We start from the raw sequence: 21,877 nt of genomic DNA on the forward strand, positions 1-21,877 counted from the left end.
CATGAATCCAAAGGAAAACTACCTGCATGAGTTCTTCAGGATCTTCTTCGCCAACAAGCAACTGGTGAAACGGATCTTCCTGATCTTTGCAGTCATCGCCCTGCTGCTGCCGCTGGTGCTCAAACAGAGCTTCGATATCACCGCCCAGGTGATCGTGCAGTCGAAAAAACTTTCCCAGGGCGACGCCACCACGTCGCTCACGGTGGACAACGCCACGTTCATTCCGCCCTCGCTGGCGGACATGGAAACCGAGAGCAATATCCTCCGTTCGCCGGCGCTGATCCGTCAGACCATCAGCGAACTGCGCGACAAAGGCGAATACACCCCGCCACCGGGCATGTTCGCCAGACTGGTCGGCGATCCGTTCAAGCGCTACATCAGCTCGCCACTGCGTCAGTACGTGATCAACCCGGTGCGCGGCGCGCTCGGCTTGCAGACCGATCCGGTGCGTGACACCGCCCTCGACGCGCTGACCCAGCAAGCCATCGACAGCCTGAAAATCGAGACGCTGCCCGGTTCCAACGTGATCTCCATCGTCTACAGCTTCCCCGATCCGCATCAGGGCACGACGTTTGTCGCCGCCCTGCTGCAGAACTATCTGGTCAGCCGTCAGGCCTTGCAATCGATCGACCTGCCGCAGTCGTTCTACGAAACCAAGAAGCACCTCTACCAAGTGCGTCTCGATGGCCTGGAAGGCAACCGTCAGGCATTGCTGGAAAGTGTCGGCGCGTCGGACCCGAAGGAAGAAATCACCTTCCGCCTCAACGCGATCAACACCGAAGAGCAGGCGCTGAACCTGTACCGCGATCGCTTGCTGCAAAGCCAGCGCTGGCTCGAATACCTGAAAACCAGCCTCGCCGCGGCCAGCTCCAACAAGCTCAACGACTACACCTTCCCCTACACCTTCACCACCACCGTCGACAACGTGGCGTTCGAGGATCGGGAGATCAAACAGCTCGGCGAGCAACTGACCACCCAGGTCAGCCGCTACATGAATGATCTGGCGGTGTTCCAGCCGAGCAGCGAACCGATGCTGCTGACCCGCGAACAGATTGCCCGCACCCGTGGCCAATTCCTCAAAGTGGTGAGTAACCGCATTCAGGAACGCACCAACGATCTGGCCGTGGTGCAGCAAGTGATCGATCAGAAAACCGCACGCATCGCCGAGTTCAAGAACCGCATCCACGAGTTGCAGCAGACCCAGAGCAAGCTGCGCCAGATGGACACCGAGATCGATGCGATGCACGCCGCGTTCTCGACCTACGCCCAGCGTTTTGCCGAAAGCAGCACCACTCGCTCGCTCAATGACGATCTGTCCAACGCCCGGGTGCTGAGCCCGCCGTTCGAACCGACCGAAGCGGCGTTTCCCAAACCCATGCTGATCATTCCGTTCGGTCTGTTCACCGGGTTGCTGCTGGCGATCGCCTTCGTCTACGTGCGTGAGTTCTTCGATCATCGCTTTAAACATCCGGCGCAAATCAGCCACGAGCTGGGCGTACCGGTGTTGCTGGTGATCAACGACCAGAACGCGCTGCCGAGCAATCCGCACAAGAACTGGACGGTGCCGAGCTTCCTGCACTGGGTGCGCAATTGAACACCCCGTCCGCCCCGAACGCCGCGCTGCCGATCATTCATTTGCTCAGCAGCGGCGGTTTCTATGGGGCCGAGCGGATGTTGCTGGATCATTGTCTGGCGACGCCGGGACAGCATCAGGTGCTGTTTCTCGACGCGCCGCCGACCTTGATCGAGCGCTTTCGTGAGGCCGGGGTGGACTGTCGCAGCTGTGCCGGGCTGGCTGAATTGCTCCGGCACCTGCGCCAGCGGCAGGGGGAACGGCCGCTGATCAACACGCACAATTTCAAAGGTCTGCTGTTCGGCTGGGTCGGCGCAACGCTGTTGCGTCTGCCGCTGGTGATCACCCAGCACGGTTTCACCCCGCGCAGTCGCAAGCAGAAGTTCTACACCTGGCTCAGTCTGCAACTGTGCCGCACCGCCTCGGTGGATCGGGTGGTCTGTGTCGCCGAAAGCATCGCCGTACTGCACCGTCAGGCCAGCGTGCGTGCGGAAAAATTGCAGGTGATTCCCAACGGATTGCCGGCGGCAGCGGCGATGGTGCCGGACGTTGACCGGCAACGCTGGCTGGCCGGTTACGTCGGCCGCTTGAGCAGTGAAAAAGGCCCGGATCTGTTTCTCGATGCACTGATTCCGCTGTGTCACCAACATCCGCAACTGGATGCCGTGATGCTCGGCGATGGCCCGGAACACGAGGCGCTGCAAACGCGGATCGACGCCGCCGGGCTGCAACAACGCATTCGTTTGCCCGGCTACCAGACTGCAATGCAACCGTGGTGGCAGCAGCTCGATGCGCTGGTGATCAGTTCGCGCACCGAAGGCACGCCGATGATTCTGCTGGAGGCGATGCAGGCCGGGGTGCCGGTGGTGGCCTTCGGTGTCGGCGGGATTCCCGACGTGCTGGAACACCGGCACAACGGCTTGCTCGCCGAACCCGCCGACAGCAGCGCCCTCGCCCGCCAGCTCGATACACTGCTGTCGGAACCGAAGCTGGGCCGGCAATTGCGCGACAACGCAAAACGCACACAACAGGATCGCTACGACCTCAAGGCCCTCGCCGAACGCTGGTCGCAGCTGTACATCCGCACGGCACGGGAGGCACGCGCATGATTTTCCCGCTCTCGATCGTCAGTCTGCTCGGTGTGGTCTGCATTGCCTTGCTGGCCAGCCCTTATCCATATCTGGCGCCGGGCGCGGTGCTTGGCCTGGTCGGGTTCGCGGTGCTCTACCGCAAGCCGACCTGGGGCCTGCTCGGGATCGCCGCCCTGGTGCCGTTCGAAGGCTTCTTCAAGGACAGTTCGCTGTCGGGCAGTAAACTCATCGGCGCTTCGCTGGCGGTGATCCTGATGCTCCAACTGGCGCTGCACCAGATTCCTTCGGAGCGTCTGCGCAGCAATATCTGGCGGTACCTGATCGGCTTCATGGTTCTGTATTTCCTCAGCCTGCTCAACACCGATGACATGGGCATGTCGCTGGGGCATCTGCGCGAGCTGAGCGTCGGTCTGATCCTGTTTGTCATCACCCTGTTGATCGGCCGCGAACTCAACCTCGACCTGTTCGCCCGGCTGGTGACACTCGCCGTCAGCACCACCTGTGCGATGGCGATGTTCTCGACCAAATTCCAGGATCAGGGCCGCGCTGCCGGCCTGCTCGAAGACCCCAACGCGTTCGCGCTGCTGATCGCCTTCGCCATTCCGCTGGGCCTGCTGCTGGTGATCCGCAGCCCGAATCTGCTGCACCGCTTGTTCTGGGGCGGTTGCTGCCTGCTGCTGCTCGGCGGCATGACCAAAACCGAATCGCGTTCAGGGCTGGTGGTTCTGGCCCTGAGTCTGTTGATCGGCTGCTGGCACTACCGCGTGCAACTGACGCGCATTCGCCCGCGCCATCTGGGCTTCGCCATGCTCGGCGCGGCGATTGTGATTCCACTGGCGATTTATGCGATGCCCGCCGGCTACATTGCGCGCATCCAGTCCCTGAGCGTATTGAGCGCCGGCGCCAAGGGCCACGACGACGAATCCCTCGGCCGCCGCGCTTCGTACATCGTGGTCGGCAGCCAGATGATCCGCGAGAACCCGCTGCTCGGCTCCGGCCCCGGCACGTTCCCGCTGCACTATGCGACCACCGGTTACGCCAAGGCGTTTTCCGCCAACCGCAAGATCGGCGACCTCTATCGCCGTGCTCACAACACCTACCTGGAAATCTTCAGTGAACTGGGGATTCCCGCCGGGCTGATGTTCGTCGGCATGCTCGGCCTCGGTCTGTACAACCTGATCCGCGCCCGCGCCGCGTGGATGCTACGGCGCGACTGGCAGCAGACCGACATGATGACCCACCTGGGCGTGAGCTTTCTGTCGCTGACGCTGTTTTTGATGTTCCTCAGTGCGCCGAACCAGAAGTACGTGTGGATCATGCTCGCGCTGACCAGTGTCCTGCGTCTGAAGGCCGAACAGGCGCCGCTGACGGAGGCCCATGCATGAGCCGCATCAGCATCGTCATCCCGATGTTCAACGAGGCCCGGCACATCGGTCGTACGCTGCTGGCCGCACAAAAAGCCGCGCACGCGGCCAACATCGAGTGCGAACTGATCGTGGTCGACAACGGCTCCAGCGACGACGGCCCGCAGATTGCCCGGCAGTTCGGCGCCAAGGTCTTGAGCATGCCGGGGCTGTTGATCGGCGCCCTGCGTAATCGCGGCACGGCCATCGCCACCGGCGACTGGCTGGCGTTCATTGACGCCGACATCGAGATGCCGGAAGACTGGCTCACGCCGCTGTTCGACCTGGAGGCCAGTGCGCAGGCCGATGTATTCGGCCTCGATCTGCACACCCCGGCCGAAGCGCCGTGGTACGCCACTGCGTGGCAACGCCGCACCTTGCGCGTGTCCTCGCAGGCCTCGCATGTGGTCGACTGGTTGCCCAGTGCCAACCTGTTGATGCGTCGAGCGTGGTTCGACAAGGTCGGCGGTTTCAACGAAACCCTACGCACCGGCGAGGACAAGGAATTCACCCTGCGCCTGCGCGAAAACGGCGCCATCTTGTTGTCGGTGAACAACAACGTCGCCCTGCACTGGGGTTACGAAATGAACTGGCGCGAGTGGATGGGCAAGGAAATGTGGCGTCAGGGCAGTCATCTGCAATTGCTGCGCACCCACGGTTTCAGCTTGCGCCTGCTGCGTTTTCCGCTGTTGTCGATTGCCGTGTGGATTCTCGATTTTCTCGCGGTCTCGGCGCTGTTCAACGGCTTCCCGCACCACGCCGCGATCATGGTCGCCCTGACCAGTGTGCCGGGGCTGGTGCTCAGCGTGCGGCAGAGCATCAAGCACCGCGACATCGGCCTGACGCTGCAATTGTGGGGCCTGCACTGGGTGCGTCTGCACCTGGCCGGTGCCGCGTTCATTTTGAGTCTGTGTCATTGGAACGCCAGGAGGCCTGCCCGTGGCTGAATTCATTTTCTGGATGTGCCTGTTGCTGCCGGTCTACGCCTACGTGGGCTATCCGTTGCTGCTGAGCCTTCTGGCGCCACTGTTCCCGGCCTGGCGCCACACCCCGGCACCGCCACTGAACATCAGCATTGTGATTGCCGCGCACAACGAGGCGCGGCACATCGAGCACAAATTGCGCACGTTGCTCGCGCAGGATTATCAGCCGGCAACGTTGCAGATCATTCTCGCCAGCGACGGTTCGACCGACGACACCGTGGCCTGCGCGCACAAAGTCGTCGACCCGCGCATCACCGTGCTCGACCTGCCGCGTCAAGGCAAAGCAGCGACGCTCAATGCCGGCGTGGCGATCAGCAAGGGCGACATTCTGGTGTTCACCGACGCCGACAACCAATGGTCACGCGACACCCTTGGCCACTTGCTTGCACCGCTGAGCGATCCACAGGTCGGTGCGTGTGCCGGGCACATGGTGATTCCGGTCACCGGCGGCGGCTTGAGCGTCGGCGACAGTCTCTATCGGCACTACGAAGGCTGGCTGCGCCGCGTGGAAAATCGCACAGGCTGCATGGTCTCCGCCGACGGCGCCCTGCTCGCCCTGCGCCGCGAGTTGTTCCAGAACGTCCCGGCGGAGGTCAACGACGACTTCTTCATCAGTACCTGCGCGCCAGTGGCGCACAAGCGCATCGTCTATGTGCCCGAAGCGCAAGTGATCGACCACGGCGTCGATGAAGCCGACAAACAGTTCCGCCGTCGCCAGCGTGTCACCGTCGGCGGTCTGCAAAGCCTGGCCCAGCGCCGCGAACTGCTCAACCCGCTCAAATATGGTTTGTATTCGCTGGCGTTGATCAGCCACAAGCTGATCCGCCGCCTCGCGCCGATCCTCCTGCTGCCGCTGTTGCTGAGCAATTTCTGGCTGTGGGAAGACCATGGTTTTTATCGCCTGAGCCTGATCGCACAACTGTGCGGTTACGCCGTGGCCATTGCCGGTTTGCTCGATTCGCAACATCGCCTGCCGAAACCGTTTCGTCTGGCTGCGTTTCTGCTGGTCACGCTCGCCGGGATGAGTCTCGGTCTGTGGCAGTTCCTGCGCGGTCAACGATATGCCCAGTGGAATCCCGAACAGAACCGTTAAGAGGACTGAAGCCATGGCGATCAAACAACTGATAAAACGCACCAGTGGCTGGCTGTATCTCAATTCCTCGGTGGGGCGAAACCAGTTGCACGGCGCCGGGGTGATTCTGATGTTGCACCGGGTGCTGTCCAACGACCGCGCCGCCGACCTGCCGCACCGCAACGAACTGTGCGTCGGGCCGAAAGCCTTCGAGCATTTGCTGGTGTGGTTGCGTCGGCATTTCGATTGCGTGCCGCTGATGGAAATCCTCCAGCCCAATTCACTGCGCACCGAGCGGCCACGGGTGGCGCTGACGTTCGATGACGGCTGGCGCGACAACGCGGTCAACGCCTTCCCGCTGCTGCAAAAACATCAGGTGCCGGCGAGCATTTTCCTCTCCACCGACTTCATCGGCAGCCGTCAGCGCTTCTGGTGGGAAAGCCTCGGTGAAACCCTTTGGGGCAGCCACGGCGAAAAAGCGCGGATGCACCTGATCGAATGCCTGCACGCCATGCACCACCCGTTGCCGGTGTTGCTCGACGACATCGATGTCGATCGGCGCAGCCTCGCCTTGCTGCACTACCTGCAAGGGCTCAAGGCACTCGACCCGCAAGAGCTTGAACGCCTGACCGATGAATGCCCGCAGGAATCGCAACCGCAAGCACTGGACTGGCATCAGGTGCGCGCACTGGAAGCTTCCGGTCTGGTGCGGTTCGGCCCGCATGGCGCCAGTCACGCAATCCTCACCGGCCTTGACGATGTGCGTCTGAACGAAGAAATCAGTCGCAGCCGCGATGCGCTGTACAACGGCTGCAACCGGGCGCTACCGGTGTATTGCTACCCCAACGGCGACAACGATGCGCGCGTGCGCCAACAGATTGCCGAACACGATTATCCGTTTGCGCTCGGCACCGGCAGCGGCATTTATCGCGGCGAAGGCGATCCGCTGAATCTGCCGCGTTTTGGCGTCAGCCAACGCACCGCGCGCAACCCGGAACTGTTGTCGTGGCGGATCTTTCGCGGGGCGCGGCCATGAGCCGAGGGCACTACCTCAAGCATCTGGCGCTGAGCATGGGCACCAAACTGGCAATGATTGCCCTGCGTTTGCTGCGCAATGTGCTGCTGGCGCGGATTCTCGGGCCGAGCGAGCGTGGCTTGTTCGCGTTGCTCAGCACCTTGCCGGATCTGATCAGCGCGGCCACCAGTGGCGGGCTGAATTCAGCGGTCGGTTATCAGGCCGCCAAGCAACGGCCGATGGGCGTGTTGCTCAGTCAGGTGTTGGTGTTCGGTTGCCTGCTGGCGGCTTTGTTGACCTTGCTGGTGGTGGCGCTGGTGCGCGAGTTCGGCAGTGAACTGGACGTCACCGTGCAGCTCGGCTTGCTGGCCTGGCTGTTGCTGCTGGCGGTGCCGCTGACGGTTTTGAAGAGCGGGTTGCTGACCTTGCACAACGCCTCGGGCGGCGTGGTCGCGTTCAACGCCTTGCGCCTGGTCGAGTCGCTGGCGCCGCTGCTGCTGTTTGTCGCGCTGTTCTGGATGTGGAAAAGCGCCGCCCTCGAAGCGGCGCTGATCAGTTGGCTGGCCGGGATCAGCCTGGTGGTTCTGGCCGGGTGGGTCTGGCTCAAACGCGCACAACCGCTGCAACTGCAATGGGATCGCGCCAGCCAGAAAGAACTGCTGCGTTACAGCGCCCGCAGCCATCCGGACTTGCTCTTTCAGCAAGTGATTCTGCGTTCGGATTATCTGTTCATCGGCGCCCTGCTTGGCAGTACCGCGCTCGGCCATTACGCCATGGCCAGTGCTGCTGCCGAACTGCTGCTGATCGTCCCGGAAGCGGTGACCACGCCGCTGATGAAGCGCCTGTTGCAGCAGGACGAAGGCATGGACAAAGTCACCCCGCTGGCGTTGCGCCTGACCGCGACCGTGATGCTCGGCGCCTGCCTGAGCATGGCGCTGATCGGCGAATGGCTGATCGTCACTCTGTTCGGCGTGGCCTACCAACCGGCCTATCCGGCACTGCTGGCCCTGCTGCCGGGGCTGCTCGGTTTGTGCTACGCGAGCATTCTGCGCCTGGATCTGCTCGGCAAAAACCGCCCCGGCACGGTGTCGTTGCTGATGGGCCTGGGCGCCCTGCTCAATCTGGCACTGAACCTGGTGCTGATTCCGGCCTACGGCATTGTCGGCGCGGCGGCGGCTTCGTCGATTGCCTACCTGGCGGTGACCGTGGCCATGCTGGTGCTCTACTGCCGCTTGAGCGGCGTGCCGTTCTGGCAAACCCTGATTGTGTTACCCGGCGACATCGCACCGATGTGGCTGATGCTGCAACGCCGGAAAGCGGCATGAAAGGCCTGGCCCTGCTGCTCGGTCTCGGCCTGTCGCTGGACGCCTTCGCGGCGTCGATGCGCTGGGGCGAAATCCGTGACGGCAGTCTTTATCTGCAAACCGATCGACCGGATACGGTGACCGTTCGCTGGACGCCGGCGTGGCAGGCCCAGGCCAACGAAGAGCATCTGTATCTGCTCGATGGCCAGGGAAAACTGGCCGCTGAACGCTCGATTGCCGCCAGTGAAGTGCGCGGCAGTCAGAGCTGGCCGTTACAGGCCGGCGCGGCCAGTTATCGACTGGAGATTCCCGGCTACAGCTTCCGCAACTATCGCATTGAACATGACGAGCGCACGGTCGCCTTGTTCGCCCCGGCGAAAGTGCATTTCAGCGCCGACACCCACAACGGTGACGAGTTGTATTTCAAAGTCGCACCGGGTGAACACGCGGTGCTGGCGGGCAAGTTTCATGGCGGCGTCAGCGCCTTGCAGGCGCAGCGTGTCGGCGATGATCAGGCGCTGACGCTGGCGCTGAAACCCTATCGCGCTTATTGGCAGTTCGATCAAGTGGCGTTGCCGGTCAGCCCGCGTGAACAGATCTGGCGCCTGCGCTTGCAGGGCAGTGGCAAAGCGGCGTTCTGGCTCGACGGCACGGCCAATCTGTTTGCGCAGAATCCGCAGCAACTCAAACCCGTGCGCGAGGACGCCGGGCAAACCCGTTTGACCGTGCACGATAAAGTCCTCGGGCGCACGCCGGATTTGGGCATAGCCCTGCCCTACGTAATGCCGCCGCCGGCCAGTCACGCCGCGCTCGATGCGCTGAAACCGACAGCGGCGAGTTACTACAGCTTTGTTGATGTGACGGCAAAAAATCCGCATTTCGAAGACGCGTTCCGCCAGGTGTATCAGGATCGCTTCGGCATCAAACAGGACATCACCCTGCTGGCCGGCAGTCAGCGTCAGGCTGATCTGCGCGCCGATGTGCAGAGCAACAGCGGCCTCGATGCGTGGCTGGCCGGTACCCGTGCGCTAGGCGGCAAAGGCACGCACTACATCGGTTTCGCCGACGAGCCCAACCTCAACTATGCAAGCTACGCGCAGTATCAGGCGATCTTCGCCAGCATGGCCCGGCAGGTGCGCAGCGATCCGGCCAATGCCAGGGCTGGCGTGCGCATCGCCATGCCGGCGAGTTCGCGGCTGGTCAACGGGCCGTTTGCCAACAATGCGGCGGACAAGCGTGGCATTGACTGGGCGCGGCGCTTACTCAGTGAATCGCCCGGGCAGATCGACGCACTGGCCTGGCATGAATGGATGATCCGCGATCTGCTGGCCACCCGCGTCTACCGCGATAGCGTGCGCCGCGCGGCGGAACTGGTCGGCCTCGACGACAAGGGGCAGCCGCGCAAGGCGTTGCTGCTGGATCAGACCAATCTGTCCAGCGGTTCGAGCCTCAGCCCCTACGATCAGGAAACCCATTACGCCTCGCTGTGGTGGGCCTCGGTGGTGATCAACGCCTCGCAGGATGGCTTGCTGACCATGCTCAACTGGTTCCAGGCCGCCGATGAACCGCAGTACCCCAAAGGCATGTTGCGCGTGCTGGGCGATGATCGGTTTGAGCTGAAACCGGTCGGACTGGCCCAGCAATTCATCGCGCAACACTGGCTGCCCCGGGTGCTGCTGCTGGAAAACGATGCCTTTGAAGTCGATGTGCTGGCGATGGCCGGCGACGATCACCGCGGCCTGCTTGGCGTGAACAAAGGCACGCGCCTGCAGCGTGTGGATTTGAGCGGCGCCAGGTGTCCGCTGAACAACGGCGCCCTGCGCTACTTCGGCGCCGACAATCGCAGCCGCGACGCACCCGTGACCTGCCGCGACGGACGCGTCAGCTTCGACGTGCCGGGGGAAACCCTGTTTGCCCTGAGCTGGAGCGCGTCATGAACTCAATTCCGATCAGTCATAAGAAGTTTCAGGCAAACATCAATTCTGTGGTGAGGGGGCTTGCTCCCGTCGGGCTGCGCAGCGGCCCAAAATTCTACGACTGCTACGCAGCCGAACGGGGGCAAGCCCCCTCGCCACAGGGTTCGTATGCCGGAACGCCGGAGTAAGACAACATGGGAATCGTCAGCAAACTCAGCGAACACATCAAACAAAAAGGCCTGCGCGCCACCCTCGCCAAAGCGTGGAAACATTCGGTCTTTTCCCATCAGGAATTGTTGTGGATGGAGCGTGATCTGGTCAGCCCGGTGCCGCCGCACAGCCTCAAACCCTACCCGCCATTACGGGTGGTGAAGATCACGCCGGACAACGCGAGTGCCTTCGCCCGATACTTTGGCGACCGCGTCGGCACCATGGCTGAACTGGCCAGCGAGGGCCACACCGGGCACATGCATCTGGACGATCAGGGCGACGCCGTGGCGTTCATCTGGGGCAGCGCCCGGGACTATTTCGACCGCCATTACTACGGCTGCATGTTCCCGGTGAAACCCGGCGAGTTTTTCGAATTCGGCGGCGAACTGACCCGCGCCTACTGGGGCAGCGAACTGTCGGTGGATTTGCAACTGGAATTGTGGAGAGCCATGGCCGCTCAGGGCTGCGACAAAGTCGTCGACGTCTGCGAGTTCCACAACATTCCGGCGCTCAAGTTGCACCTGCGCATGGGTTACACCGAGCAGGGCCGGATCATGAACGTCTACACCCTGTTCAACCACTGGCGTTTCTACCGCGAAACCCGCTACAGCGGCTCGCGCCTGGACGCGCTGCGCAAACCTTCCCGTCCACCTGTCACAGCAACGGCGGCCTGAGCCTATGGGGGCGCGATTCGAATGGCGCACGTCAATGTGCGCCGCCGACTTCCCGACAGCGGCGTATGAAACGCTGCGTCTGCAAGTGACGGAACACACACCGTTCAACAACCTCGGTTGGTTGTGCGCGGCCGAGCAGGCCCTTGGCGAGGGTGAGCGTTTGCACATCCTGCTGGGCTGGGAGGCCGACGAATTGCGCCTGTGCCTGCCACTTGTGGCGAGTCGCGAGCGCTACGCCGGTGTGCCGTTTCGCGTGGTGCATCACTTGGGTTATCCGCTGGCGGATCGCCTGGCGCTGCTGTCCCTGCTCGCCGGCAACGACATGGGCGAAGCACTGCGCCTGATCCGCCAGCGCCTGCCCCACGCCCTGCTGCAACTCAATGAATTGTCCGAGCCTTCCGGTGAGGAAATTGCACTCACCGAATGGACGGCGCACAGCTCCACCGTTGAGCGACGCCTGAGCTGCCGGGTGCCGGTGCACCTGATCAGCGCAGCCGATCATCAGGAAGTCTCCGGCGACCCACGCTACAAACTGCGCCGCGCGCGTAAACGCATCGCGGCCTGTGGCGCCGAAGTACGGCGAATCACGCCGGACGCGATGAGCATGGGTCCGCTGCTGCAGGCAATCAGTGAAGTGGAAGCGGTGAGCTGGAAAGGTGACGAAGGTGTGGGGATTTTTGCCAACGAGCGCAGTCGGCAATTGATCGAACGCGCCTTCACCGCCCTCGCCGGCCAGGGTCTGGTGCGCGTAGTGATGCTGGAACTGAACGGGCGCTGCATCAGCTATCGCCTCGGCCTGCTCGAACAGGGCCGGCTGTACGATTACAACCTCGCGTTCCTGCCGCAATACGCCGATCTGGGCAGCGGCCGGGTGTTGCTGGAGGAATGGATTCGCTGGGGGCTGAACGATGACTGGCGCTGGATCGATGCCTCGCGCGTCAGCCTGGAAAACTCCAGCCATCAACTGCACGAACGCATGACCGGGCAACTGGAGCATTGGCGCTGGAGTTTTTATTCCTGGCGGCCCAGTGGTCTGCTTCTCGGTCTGGGTTTACGCCTGTGGCATCGACTCAAGCCGCATGTGCAAACGTGGCGGGCCCGTCGCGCTGAACCTGCGAAACCTGCACTGAAAGCCGTCACGATTACCACGGAGGGCGAACATGCCTCGCCAAGTCATAGTCAACGCTGACGATTTCGGCCTCAGCCCGAATGAAAACGCGGTGATCTTCGCCGCGTTCCAGGCCGGGGTCATCAGTTCCGCCACGGCCATGGCGACCATGCCGGCGTTCGAAGCGGCATGCGCCATGGCCCGTCATTCCTTGCTCGAAGGCCGGGTCGGCCTGCATTTTAACCTGACCTACGGACGCCCACTGAGCCAGGCGATTCTGGCCCGGCGCAACTTCTGCGATGGCTACGGCGTGTTCGACCTCAGCCTGCCACGCCACAGGCTGTGGCTCAGCCGTGAAGACCGCGACGCCGTGCGCGAAGAATTGCAGGCGCAGTGGCAGCGTTGCGTCGATCACGGCTTGCGACCAAGCCACATCGACTCGCATCAACACGTGCACAACATCTGGCCGATTGGCAAGATCGTCGCGCGCTTCGCCGCACATCAAGGCGTGCCGATTCGCCTGGCGCGCAACCTGGGGCAAAACCTCAACCTGCCGAAACGCGTATTCAAAGGCTTGCTCAACTGGCGCCTGCAAGGCCTGGCCGGCGTCACGGCCGATTACGTCTGCACGCCGATTGACTTGCGCAACGACATTGCGCCGACCGACGGCGTGCTGGAAATCGTCGCTCACCCGACTCAACTCGGCAGCGACTTCGGTGATGCCTATCTCAACCCCGACGAATCCCTGAGCCGCGTGCTAGAGCAGCGGCTGGCGGGGGTTCAACGGGTTTCCTATGCCGACTTAAACAAGGATTTTCTACGCGGTGCCGCGGCACTCGATTGACTTACATACCTTGCAATACTTTCGAAGATGGCACTTTGAAATGTACGCGCAAGGGTGATCTATACCCACAAAAGCACCATCCACAACACCCGGGCTACGGCCACGGAGGGCATCATGAGTGTCATCGAAAAACTACAAGAACGCATCCGTCAGAAAGGCCTCGGTCGCACCCTCGGCACGTTGTGGAAACGCTACGTGTTCTTCCATTGGGAACTGCTGTGGATGGAACGCGACCTGGTCAGCCCGGTACCGCCGCACAAACTGCGTCCGTACGAAGGCCTGCGCAAAGTCGACATCACCCCGCAGAATGCCGGGGCGTTCGGCAAGCATTTTGGTGATCGTGTGGACACCATGGCGGAACTGGCCGCCGAAGGTCACACCGGGCACATGTACCTCGACGCTGACGGCCACGCGGTGGCGTTTATCTGGGGCAGTATTCGCGACTACCACGACCGCCATTACTACGGCTGCACCTTCCCGGTGAAGCCTGGCGAGTTCTTTGAGTTTGGTGGCGAAATGACCCGCACCTATTTCGGCAGCAGCCTGTCGGTGGATGTGCAGGTCGCGCTGTGGGAAGCCATGGCGGCGCAGGGTTGCAACAAGGTGGTGGATGTTTGCGAGACGCACAATATTCCGGCGCTGAAACTGCATATCCGCATGGGTTATCACGAACAGGGGCGTGTGATGCACGTCTACTGCCTGTTGGGTCGCTGGAAGTTTTTCCGTGAAACGCGGTACGAGGGTTCACGCCTGGACCCGCTGCGCAAACCGGGGCGGCCGGTGGTGAGTGCGGCGGCGCAGGCTTGATACATCCTTGAAATGTGTGGCGGTTTTAAAGCCACCTTCCCGAGCAAGCCCGCTCCCACACTGGATCTGCGTTGTACACAAATCCCATGTGGGAGCGGGCTTGCTCGCGAAGGCGCCAGTTCGGGCAATAAATTCTTCAGCCTTTGCTGGCAACCAACGTAAAGCACATCGGCATCTGCGCTTCCTGATTCAAATACTGGTCATACAGCTCTTCCCGATTCGAATGCGCATACTCCCTGAAATGCGCAATGTTCAGCCCCGCCGAAATCGCACCGCTGAAGATCGCGCCAAGGTTGTGCACGAACCAGTAGGACTTCGCCACCTGCTGCTCGACCTTTCCGACATAGACAATCGGCTCTTCCTGCACGAAGGGCTCGGCGCGGAAGTAGGAGGTGGCAAGGCGATACGGGTCGGCAGCGTCGGGATCGACCATTTCCAGAAACGGGTGGGTTTCGTAAATAACCAGTTTGCCGCCCGGTTTCAGCGTCGAGGCCACGTGACGGAAAAACTCGCCAATGTCGGGCATCCAGTTGAGGACACCGATGGTGATCAGCGCCACGTCGAAGCGGTGGTGCAGCGACGCCGGCAGGTGATGGATATCGGCCTCGATGAATTCGGCGTTGTACGCCGAGCGCCGATTCAGTTCGCGGGCCTGCTCAAGGAACGCCTGCGATTGATCAACACCAACGACACTGCGCGCGCCAAGGGCAAACAGCGAAAGACTTTCGCGACCGTTGTTGCAGCCCAGTTGAATCAACTCTTTACCCTCAACCCCGACCTGCTCCAGCAAGCCGTGCAACGTCTCGTCAAGGCAAGAGAAGTCGGCCTGCGCGACCTCGTTCAGCAGGGCTTGCCAGTCAGGCGAATCCTCATGGTGGCGGGCGGAATCGTTCCACGCCTGTCGATTGCTCTCGATGGCGTTTTTATTGTTCGGCACTTCCATGGCGCACTCCGGATGATGCTCGTGATTGAGCGGGCCAAAGTCTAGAACAGCGCGGTCGTTGCGGTTGTTGCAAACTTGTAAGCCGAACGCTGTGGAAGGCTGCTCCTACAAACGATGAAGTTCTCGCCTACAAATACCGGCGATTTTTCCAAGACCAGTAGACGAACGGACTGACTGTGCACGTGTATCTATTTGGATACAGTCGAGCGGTTGATCACAAAGAAGGTTTAACCATGAGCCAGACCTTGACGAATTTCGATATGGCCGTGCTGCTGGACAGTGACGAAGCCATCAGCGAGTACCTGTCCCAGGTTCTTGCAGATGGGGATAACGACGAGTTTCTTCGCGCAATCGGCTATGTGCTCAAGGCGCGCGGAATGACGCAGATAGCCAAGAAATCAGGTATGGGTCGCGAGAGTCTGTACAAGGCATTCGCACCGGGTGCGAAACCGCGTTTCGACACCGTTCTAAAAGTCATTCATGCCCTTGGCATTGATCTTTGTGCACAGCCTGGGCATGGCAAGCCCGCTCCCACCATTTGATTTGTATTAGGATCAGAGACCGACTTCGCTGTGGTTGAGGCGTTCACGCAAAAACTCGACCAGCGCCTGCACCGGGCGCGACGCCTGCCGATGTTGCGGATACACCGCCGACAGCGTCAGCGGCTCCGGGCGTAGATCATCCAGCACCGGCACCAGTCGTCCCTCCTTCAGCGCCGCACCGACGATGAACGTGGGCAGATAGGTGATGCCCATTCCCTGCACCGCTGCATCCCTCAGTAATTCACCGTTATTGACGCGCATGCGCCCGGTGACATTCACCAGTTGCGGCTTGCCCTGCCCTGCATTGAACCGCCACTGCACCGACCGCCCGTGGCCGTAAGGCAAACAGTCATGGCTGAGCAGATCCTCAGGCTTGAGCGGTGTGCCGCGTTCGGCGAGATAAGCCGGGCTAGCGCAGTACACCCGCTCAATCGACGCAATGCGCCGAGCGATCAGCGTCGAGTCCTCCAGCACGCCAATGCGCAGCGCCAGGTCATAGCCCTCACCGAGCAAGTCCACCGGCCGATCACTCAGATCGACTTCCACCGTGACTTCCCGATAGCGCTGCAAGAACAACGGCAGCAGGCAACCGAGATGCGCGACGGCAAATGACAGCGGCGCACTCAGGCGAATCGTCCCCCGTGGTTCGGCAGTCTGCCCGGCGATGCCCTGCTCGACCTGTTCCACCTCGCCCAGCAAACGCAGCGCTGACTCGTAATAACTCTGGCCCAGCGGCGTGACGTCGAGACGCCGGGTCGAGCGGTTGAGCAAGCGCACGCCCAAACGTTCCTCTAGCTGCATCAACCGACGGCTGACGAACTGCTTGGACAGGCCCAACTGATCGGCCGCAGCGGTGAAGCTGCCGGAGTCCATGACCTGGCAAAAAATACGCATGTCTTCGAACGGGTTCATTGTCACTCTCTGGTGGACAGTTAAACGCTTTATAGCCGCTTTTTCACTTTTCGGCACCCCATTAATCTGTGCTCACGGTGTTGCTGAGGCCTGCAGCCCAGCGCCGCAGCAGCCCGATCCCAAGGCATACAAAAAACTCAAACGACTTAAAAAGGAATTGCACATGAACATCAAGAAAACCCTCGCCGCTTCCCTCCTCGCCCTGTCCATCGGCAACGCTTTTGCCGCCGAAGGTTCGGCTGTCGAACACAACACCCAGGCCTTTCTCGATGCCCTCGCCGCCGGCGGTGGCAAACCGCTGGAGCAAATGAGCCCGAAAGACGCCCGTGCGGTACTGACCGGTGCCCAGGCTTCGGTAAAGGTTGACCTGTCCGGTGTGGAAGTCAGCGACAAGGCAATCACGGTGGACGGCCAGACGATCAACCTGAAAGTGGTGCGTCCGGCCAAGGTCAAAGGCGAGTTGCCGGTGTTCATGTTCTTCCACGGTGGCGGCTGGGTGCTGGGCGATTATCCGACCCACCAGCGGCTGATTCGTGATCTGGTAGTGGGCTCTGGCGCGGTGGCGGTGTACGTCGATTACACGCCGTCGCCAGAAGCGCAGTTCCCGACCGCGATCAATCAGGCTTACGCCGCGACAAAATGGGTGGCCGGGCACGGCAAGCAAATCGGTGTCGACGGCAAGCGTCTGGCGGTGGCCGGCAACAGCGTCGGCGGCAACATGGCGGCGGTTGTGGCGCTGATGGCCAAGGAACAGAAAACCCCGGCCCTGCGCTTCCAGTTGCTGATGTGGCCGGTGACCAACGCACAGTTCGACGACGGCTCCTACCAGCAATTCGCCGAGGGCCACTTCCTGACCAAGGGCATGATGCAGTGGTTCTGGGACAACTACACAACCAACCCGGCCGAGCGTGCACAGATTCACGCCTCGCCGCTTAATGCCAGCGCCGAACAGCTCAAAGGCCTGCCTGCGGCCCTGGTGCAGACCGCCGAATTCGACGTGCTGCGCGATGAAGGCGAAGGCTATGCGCGGCACCTTGATGCAGCCGGTGTGGCGGTGACCTCGGTGCGCTACAACGGGATGATTCACGACTTTGGCCTGCTCAATCCGCTGAGTCAGATTCCCGAAGTGAAAGCGGCGGTGCGTCAGGCGGCGGCTGAGTTGAAGACCCATTTGAACTGATCCTCCAGGCAATGCCACACGCCCTCGTGTGGCAATGCTGAGATTGCAGTGATCAGATTTTGTGGCGAGGGGACTTGCCCCCGTTGGCCTGCGCAGCAGGCCCAGCCCCTTGCAACAAGGTTCGTCTGCCAAAACGTGCCAGCTGGTTCTGCGACTGCTCCGCAGCCGAACGGGGATAAATCCCCTCGCCACAGGTTTTTCCACCGCAACATTTTTATCGGCAGCAGAAACCCCCGCAGATCGGAGTCTTCCATGTCCTTCCTCCTCACCCACCTGCTGTCCCTGAGCGCTGCTCTGCTGTTGGTTGACGCCGTGCTGTGGCACTTCTCGCCATTCACCCATCGTGCGCCACGAGTGGGTATTCGACTGGTGTTGTTTCTGGCGTTCTCGGCGCTGGTGATCAATGCCGGTGTCAGTCCATTGCAGGCACCGATGTTTGCAGATGAACGCGTGGCGCAACTCGGTGCGACGGCGTTGGGCATTCTCTGGTGGCTGTACGCCGCGCGGGTGTTGACCGAGGTGATAGGCCTGGTGCTGATGCGCCGCATCGGTCACAGCGGGCGGCTGTTGCAGGACGTCATCGGTGCGTTGGTGTTTCTCGCGGCCATCGTCGCAGCGGCCGGTTATGTACTGGAGTTGCCGGTCAAAGGTTTGCTGGCGACCTCCGGCGTGGTCGCCATCGTCGTCGGTCTGGCGCTGCAAAGCACCCTTGCCGACGTGTTTTCCGGCATTGTCCTCAACACCACCAAGCCCTATCAAGTGGACGATTTCGTGGTGATCGACGGCGTCGAAGGCAAGGTGCTCGACATCGACTGGCGCGCCACGCACCTGCTGACCAGCGCCGGCACCATGGCCGTGGTGCCGAACTCGGTGGCGGCCAAGGCAAAGATCGTCAACCTCAGCCGCCCGAGCAACATGCACGGCGTGTCGATCAGCATCCAGGTGCCCAACCACATCCGCCCGCGCCGGGTGCTCGATGCACTGGATCGGACTCTGCAAGGCAGCAGCAATCTGTTGCTCACGCCCGCGCCGAAAGCGCTGCTCAAAGAGGCCGGCGAAACCATGTCGACTTACGTCGCCAGCGGTTTCATCGCTGAACTGGGCAAGAAAGGCGAAGTGCGCAATCAACTGTTCGACCTCGCCCACCGCCATCTCGAAGCCGCCGGTATTTCGCGGCATCCGGACGGCGTGATCGAACCGTCGAGCCGCGCCCGTGCGCTGCTCGATGAAGTGAAGATCTTCCGCTCGCTGAGCGCCGAAGAGCGTGACCGTCTCGCCGAATCGATGGTCGCGCAGCAGTATGCGGCGGGCCAGGTGGTGCTGGATCTGGAGGAAGTGCCGGACAGCCTGTTCGTGATCGCCACCGGCGTGGTCAGTGCCACGGTGCCCGACGGCAATGGCCAGACCGAAGCCGGGCGCATGGGCCCAAGCGAAGTCATGGGTGAACAGAGCATCCTCGCCGATACGCCGTCGCAAGCGACGTTCACGGCACTGACGTCGTCGATCATTTATCGGCTCGACAAGAATCTCACTCGCCAGTGCATGGAACAGCGCAGCGAGGTGAGCCGAGCGTTGAACAAGTTGCAGGCGGTGCGTCAGCAGAACAGTCGCCTCGCGTTGATGGCCAAACCGGCGCCAGTGAGGAAAGGTGGGTTTCTCGGTTGGTTGCAAAAGCGCTGACCAGCGTGCGCCTCTTCCAGGTGCCTATAAAAATGCCCGCAATCAAGCGGGCATTTTCAATTCACACGATTACTTGGCCGTGAACTTGGTGTAGCTGTTGATCAGGTTGCGGTAGTTCGGCAGACGTTCCGACAGCAGGTGCGCCAGGCCTTCCATGTCGTTGCGCCAGTCGCCCTGCAGCTCGCACGCCACCGAGAACCAGTTCAACAGCTGTGCGCCGGCCGCCGACATCCGCGCCCATGCTGCTTGCTGCACGGTGGTGTTGAAAGTGCCGGACGAGTCGGTCACCACGAACACGTCGTAGCCTTCGGCGATGGCCGACAAGGTCGGGAACGCTACGCACACGTCAGTCACCACACCGGCGATGATCAGTTGCTTGCGACCGGTAGCCTTGATGGCCTTGACGAAGTCTTCGTTGTCCCACGCGTTGATCTGACCCGGACGCTGAATGAACGGCGCGTCCGGAAACTGCTCGCGCAGTTCAGGCACGATCGGGCCGTTCGGGCCTGCGTCGAAGCTGGTGGTCAGAATGGTCGGCAGTTTGAAGAACTTGGCGATGTCGCCCAGCGCCAGCACGTTGTTCTTGAACTCGTTCGGCGTGAAGTCCTGCACCAGTGAGATCAGACCGGTCTGGTGGTCGACCAGCAGCACAACCGCATCATCTTTGTTCAGACGCTTGTAAGGAACGCTCATGGGGAAACTCCTGGTTGGATGGATGTGATGTCAAGCGCCGTACCGAGAGGACGGCGCGTTTGGGGGAAATCAGAAAGCGAAACAGGAACAGCCGAACGCGCCCCAGAAACCGGCGAAATCGCTGACCGGCGCGTTCGACAACCGCGCCTTTTCATGGCTGTGCGAGTGCACCGCACAGGCGCCGACGCATTGGTGAACCTGCGCCTGCATCGGCGAATTCGGCCGCCAGTGGCCAGGGACTTTCACCACCGGCGACCAGTCCGGCAGTACCGGAATCGAGCGCGGGCCGAGGTCTTCAAAGTCACCGGCGGCGTAAACGATCTTGCCGCCGACCACGGTCAGTACCGACTCGATCCACTTGATCGCTTCTTCCTCGACGTGGAAGAAATCGGCGCTCAGCGCTGCCAGATCTGCCAGTTGCCCGACCTTGATCTGGCCCTTCTTGCCCTGCTCGGACGAGAACCAGGCGCTGCCGTGGGTGAACAGTTCCAGCGCGGTGGTGCGTGGCAAACCTTCTTCGTACAGCGCCAGACCGCCAACGGTGCGACCGCTGACCATCCAGTACAGCGAGGTCCACGGGTTGTAGCTGGAAACCCGCGTTGCATCGGTGCCCGCACCCACCGGCACGCCTTCGGCGAGCATGCGTTTGATCGGTGGCGTGGCTTCGGCGGCTTGCTTGCCGTAGCGGTCAACGAAGTACTCGCCCTGGAACGCCATGCGATCCTGAATCGCGATGCCGCCGCCCAGCGCTTTCACCCGCTCGATGTTTTGCGGGGTGATGGTTTCGGCATGGTCGAAGAACCACGGCAGACCGTTGAACGGAATGTCGCGATTGACCTTCTCGAATACGTCGAGCATGCGGCTGATCGATTCGTTGTAAGTGGCGTGCAAACGGAACGGCCAGCGCTGCTCGACGAGGTGGCGCACCACCGGCTCCAGTTCGGCTTCCATGGTCTGCGGCAGATCCGGGCGCGGTTCGAGGAAGTCTTCGAAGTCCGCCGCCGAGAACACCAGCATCTCGCCGGCGCCGTTATGGCGCAGGAAGTCATCGCCCTGATGCAACGTGACGCTGCCTGTCCAGTTCTGGAAATCGGTCAGCTCTTCTTTGGGTTTCTGGGTGAACAAGTTGTAGGCAATGCGCACGGTCAACTGGTCGTCCTTGGCCAGTTGCTCGATCACCTGATAATCGTCCGGGTAGTTCTGGAAACCGCCGCCGGCATCGATCGCGCTGGTCAGGCCGAGGCGATTGAGTTCGCGCATGAACTGGCGGGTCGAGTTGACCTGATACTCCAGCGGCAGCTTCGGCCCCTTGGCCAGCGTCGAGTACAGGATCATCGCGTTCGGCCGCGCCACCAGCATGCCGGTCGGGTTGCCGTTGGCATCGCGCACGATCTCGCCACCCGGCGGGTTCGGCGTGTCACGCGTGTAACCGGCGACGCGCAACGCGGCACGGTTGAGCAGCGCGCGGTCATACAAGTGCAGGATGAATACCGGGGTGTCCGGCGCCGCCTGGTTGATCTCTTCGAGAGTCGGCATGCGTTTTTCGGCGAACTGGAATTCGTTCCAGCCCCCCACTACGCGTACCCATTGCGGAGTCGGCGTGCGGTCGGCCTGATCCTTGAGCATGCGCAGCGCATCGGCCAGCGACGGCACGCCTTCCCAGCGCAGTTCGAGGTTGTAGTTCAAACCACCACGGATCAGGTGCAAGTGCGAGTCGTTGAGGCCGGGGATGACGCAACGACCATGCATGTCGATCACTTGCGTGGCCGGGCCGCGCAGGGACATGGCCTGGGTGTCGTTGCCGACGACCACAAAGCGGCCGTCCTTGATCGCCACGGCGCTGGCCAGTGGTTTGGTGCGATCGACAGTATGAAATTGACCATTGAAGAGAATCAGATCGGCGCTCATCGCAGTTCCTTCGAGAAAA

General features: G+C 61.7%; 19 protein-coding genes. 15 read left to right on the forward strand and 4 right to left on the reverse strand.

What is annotated here, in order from left to right:
• Position 1: 1 nt before the first annotated feature.
• From F2P67_RS25390 to F2P67_RS25445, 12 genes are all read left to right on the forward strand, one after another.
• Positions 2-1,594 carry a GumC family protein gene (locus F2P67_RS25390; RefSeq protein WP_166225326.1) on the forward strand — a complete coding sequence of 531 codons (1,593 nt, stop codon included), beginning with the start codon at positions 2-4 and terminating at the stop codon, positions 1,592-1,594.
• On the forward strand, positions 1,591-2,682 hold the full coding sequence (locus F2P67_RS25395; RefSeq protein ID WP_166225329.1) for a glycosyltransferase family 4 protein: 1,092 nt from the start codon (positions 1,591-1,593) through the stop codon (positions 2,680-2,682). The genes F2P67_RS25390 and F2P67_RS25395 overlap by 4 nt, the downstream gene beginning before the upstream one ends.
• Complete coding sequence (locus tag F2P67_RS25400; RefSeq protein ID WP_166225332.1) at positions 2,679-4,049, forward strand: O-antigen ligase family protein; 1,371 nt, start codon at positions 2,679-2,681, stop codon at positions 4,047-4,049. The genes F2P67_RS25395 and F2P67_RS25400 overlap by 4 nt, the downstream gene beginning before the upstream one ends.
• Positions 4,046-5,014 (forward strand): glycosyltransferase, encoded by a 969-nt coding sequence (locus F2P67_RS25405; protein WP_166225335.1) that lies wholly within the window; start codon positions 4,046-4,048, stop codon positions 5,012-5,014. Before F2P67_RS25400 ends, F2P67_RS25405 begins: the two co-directional genes overlap by 4 nt.
• Positions 5,007-6,143, forward strand: a complete 1,137-nt coding sequence (locus tag F2P67_RS25410; RefSeq protein WP_166225338.1) for a glycosyltransferase — start codon at positions 5,007-5,009, stop codon at positions 6,141-6,143. The genes F2P67_RS25405 and F2P67_RS25410 overlap by 8 nt, the downstream gene beginning before the upstream one ends.
• A gap of 13 nt (positions 6,144-6,156) precedes the next feature.
• Complete coding sequence (locus F2P67_RS25415) at positions 6,157-7,158, forward strand: polysaccharide deacetylase family protein (RefSeq protein ID WP_166225341.1); 1,002 nt, start codon at positions 6,157-6,159, stop codon at positions 7,156-7,158.
• Positions 7,155-8,462 carry an oligosaccharide flippase family protein gene (locus F2P67_RS25420; protein ID WP_166225344.1) on the forward strand — a complete coding sequence of 436 codons (1,308 nt, stop codon included), beginning with the start codon at positions 7,155-7,157 and terminating at the stop codon, positions 8,460-8,462. Before F2P67_RS25415 ends, F2P67_RS25420 begins: the two co-directional genes overlap by 4 nt.
• Positions 8,459-10,378, forward strand: a complete 1,920-nt coding sequence (locus F2P67_RS25425; protein WP_166225347.1) for a hypothetical protein — start codon at positions 8,459-8,461, stop codon at positions 10,376-10,378. The genes F2P67_RS25420 and F2P67_RS25425 overlap by 4 nt, the downstream gene beginning before the upstream one ends.
• A gap of 173 nt (positions 10,379-10,551) precedes the next feature.
• Positions 10,552-11,241 carry a GNAT family N-acetyltransferase gene (locus F2P67_RS25430; RefSeq protein WP_166225350.1) on the forward strand — a complete coding sequence of 230 codons (690 nt, stop codon included), beginning with the start codon at positions 10,552-10,554 and terminating at the stop codon, positions 11,239-11,241.
• 4 nt (positions 11,242-11,245) lie between these two features.
• A complete protein-coding gene (locus tag F2P67_RS25435; protein ID WP_166225353.1) occupies positions 11,246-12,430 on the forward strand; it encodes a GNAT family N-acetyltransferase in 1,185 nt (394 codons plus the stop codon).
• The gene (locus tag F2P67_RS25440; protein ID WP_166225356.1) at positions 12,402-13,193 is read left to right on the forward strand and encodes a ChbG/HpnK family deacetylase; all 792 of its coding nucleotides are present in this window, start codon (positions 12,402-12,404) and stop codon (positions 13,191-13,193) included. The genes F2P67_RS25435 and F2P67_RS25440 overlap by 29 nt, the downstream gene beginning before the upstream one ends.
• A gap of 114 nt (positions 13,194-13,307) precedes the next feature.
• Complete coding sequence (locus F2P67_RS25445) at positions 13,308-14,000, forward strand: GNAT family N-acetyltransferase (protein WP_166225359.1); 693 nt, start codon at positions 13,308-13,310, stop codon at positions 13,998-14,000.
• 136 nt (positions 14,001-14,136) lie between these two features.
• On the opposite strand, the gene F2P67_RS25450 is transcribed toward F2P67_RS25445, so the two are convergent.
• Entirely contained in the window at positions 14,137-14,943 is an 807-nt protein-coding gene (locus F2P67_RS25450) for a class I SAM-dependent methyltransferase (RefSeq protein ID WP_166225362.1), read from the reverse strand.
• 233 nt (positions 14,944-15,176) lie between these two features.
• Between F2P67_RS25450 and F2P67_RS25455 the strand changes: the two genes are divergently transcribed.
• A complete protein-coding gene (locus F2P67_RS25455; protein ID WP_166225365.1) occupies positions 15,177-15,485 on the forward strand; it encodes an addiction module antidote protein in 309 nt (102 codons plus the stop codon).
• A 12-nt stretch (positions 15,486-15,497) separates the two neighbouring features.
• Here the strand turns inward: F2P67_RS25455 and F2P67_RS25460 are convergent, their stop codons facing one another.
• A complete protein-coding gene (locus F2P67_RS25460) occupies positions 15,498-16,397 on the reverse strand; it encodes a LysR family transcriptional regulator (protein WP_166225367.1) in 900 nt (299 codons plus the stop codon).
• 163 nt (positions 16,398-16,560) lie between these two features.
• On the opposite strand from F2P67_RS25460, the gene F2P67_RS25465 reads away from it, so the two are divergent.
• Positions 16,561-17,577 (forward strand): alpha/beta hydrolase, encoded by a 1,017-nt coding sequence (locus F2P67_RS25465; RefSeq protein WP_166225370.1) that lies wholly within the window; start codon positions 16,561-16,563, stop codon positions 17,575-17,577.
• 252 nt (positions 17,578-17,829) lie between these two features.
• Complete coding sequence (locus F2P67_RS25470; protein WP_166225373.1) at positions 17,830-19,257, forward strand: mechanosensitive ion channel family protein; 1,428 nt, start codon at positions 17,830-17,832, stop codon at positions 19,255-19,257.
• Between the two features lie 69 nt (positions 19,258-19,326).
• Here the strand turns inward: F2P67_RS25470 and ycaC are convergent, their stop codons facing one another.
• Positions 19,327-19,950 (reverse strand): isochorismate family cysteine hydrolase YcaC, encoded by a 624-nt coding sequence (gene ycaC, locus F2P67_RS25475; RefSeq protein ID WP_025111237.1) that lies wholly within the window; start codon positions 19,948-19,950, stop codon positions 19,327-19,329.
• Positions 19,951-20,019: 69 nt separating this feature from the next.
• Complete coding sequence (locus F2P67_RS25480) at positions 20,020-21,858, reverse strand: amidohydrolase (protein ID WP_166225376.1); 1,839 nt, start codon at positions 21,856-21,858, stop codon at positions 20,020-20,022.
• Positions 21,859-21,877 lie beyond the last annotated feature (19 nt).

Source organism: Pseudomonas atagonensis, from assembly GCF_011369485.1.
Classification (GTDB): Bacteria; Pseudomonadota; Gammaproteobacteria; order Pseudomonadales; family Pseudomonadaceae; genus Aquipseudomonas; species Aquipseudomonas atagonensis.

Bases quoted from the DNA above. Each gene is read 5' to 3' on its own strand.
- F2P67_RS25440 (WP_166225356.1), top strand. From the start codon at position 12,402: ATGCCTCGCCAAGTCATAGTCAACGCTGACGATTTCGGCCTCAGCCCG.
- F2P67_RS25455 (WP_166225365.1), top strand. From the start codon at position 15,177: ATGAGCCAGACCTTGACGAATTTCGATATGGCCGTGCTGCTGGACAGT.
- F2P67_RS25435 (WP_166225353.1), top strand. From the start codon at position 11,246: ATGGGGGCGCGATTCGAATGGCGCACGTCAATGTGCGCCGCCGACTTC.
- F2P67_RS25445 (WP_166225359.1), top strand. From the start codon at position 13,308: ATGAGTGTCATCGAAAAACTACAAGAACGCATCCGTCAGAAAGGCCTC.
- F2P67_RS25460 (WP_166225367.1), bottom strand. From the start codon at position 16,397: ATGAACCCGTTCGAAGACATGCGTATTTTTTGCCAGGTCATGGACTCC.
- F2P67_RS25450 (WP_166225362.1), bottom strand. From the start codon at position 14,943: ATGGAAGTGCCGAACAATAAAAACGCCATCGAGAGCAATCGACAGGCG.
- F2P67_RS25465 (WP_166225370.1), top strand. From the start codon at position 16,561: ATGAACATCAAGAAAACCCTCGCCGCTTCCCTCCTCGCCCTGTCCATC.
- F2P67_RS25390 (WP_166225326.1), top strand. From the start codon at position 2: ATGAATCCAAAGGAAAACTACCTGCATGAGTTCTTCAGGATCTTCTTC.
- F2P67_RS25405 (WP_166225335.1), top strand. From the start codon at position 4,046: ATGAGCCGCATCAGCATCGTCATCCCGATGTTCAACGAGGCCCGGCAC.
- F2P67_RS25470 (WP_166225373.1), top strand. From the start codon at position 17,830: ATGTCCTTCCTCCTCACCCACCTGCTGTCCCTGAGCGCTGCTCTGCTG.
- F2P67_RS25425 (WP_166225347.1), top strand. From the start codon at position 8,459: ATGAAAGGCCTGGCCCTGCTGCTCGGTCTCGGCCTGTCGCTGGACGCC.
- F2P67_RS25420 (WP_166225344.1), top strand. From the start codon at position 7,155: ATGAGCCGAGGGCACTACCTCAAGCATCTGGCGCTGAGCATGGGCACC.
- F2P67_RS25415 (WP_166225341.1), top strand. From the start codon at position 6,157: ATGGCGATCAAACAACTGATAAAACGCACCAGTGGCTGGCTGTATCTC.
- F2P67_RS25430 (WP_166225350.1), top strand. From the start codon at position 10,552: ATGGGAATCGTCAGCAAACTCAGCGAACACATCAAACAAAAAGGCCTG.
- ycaC (WP_025111237.1), bottom strand. From the start codon at position 19,950: ATGAGCGTTCCTTACAAGCGTCTGAACAAAGATGATGCGGTTGTGCTG.
- F2P67_RS25480 (WP_166225376.1), bottom strand. From the start codon at position 21,858: ATGAGCGCCGATCTGATTCTCTTCAATGGTCAATTTCATACTGTCGAT.
- F2P67_RS25400 (WP_166225332.1), top strand. From the start codon at position 2,679: ATGATTTTCCCGCTCTCGATCGTCAGTCTGCTCGGTGTGGTCTGCATT.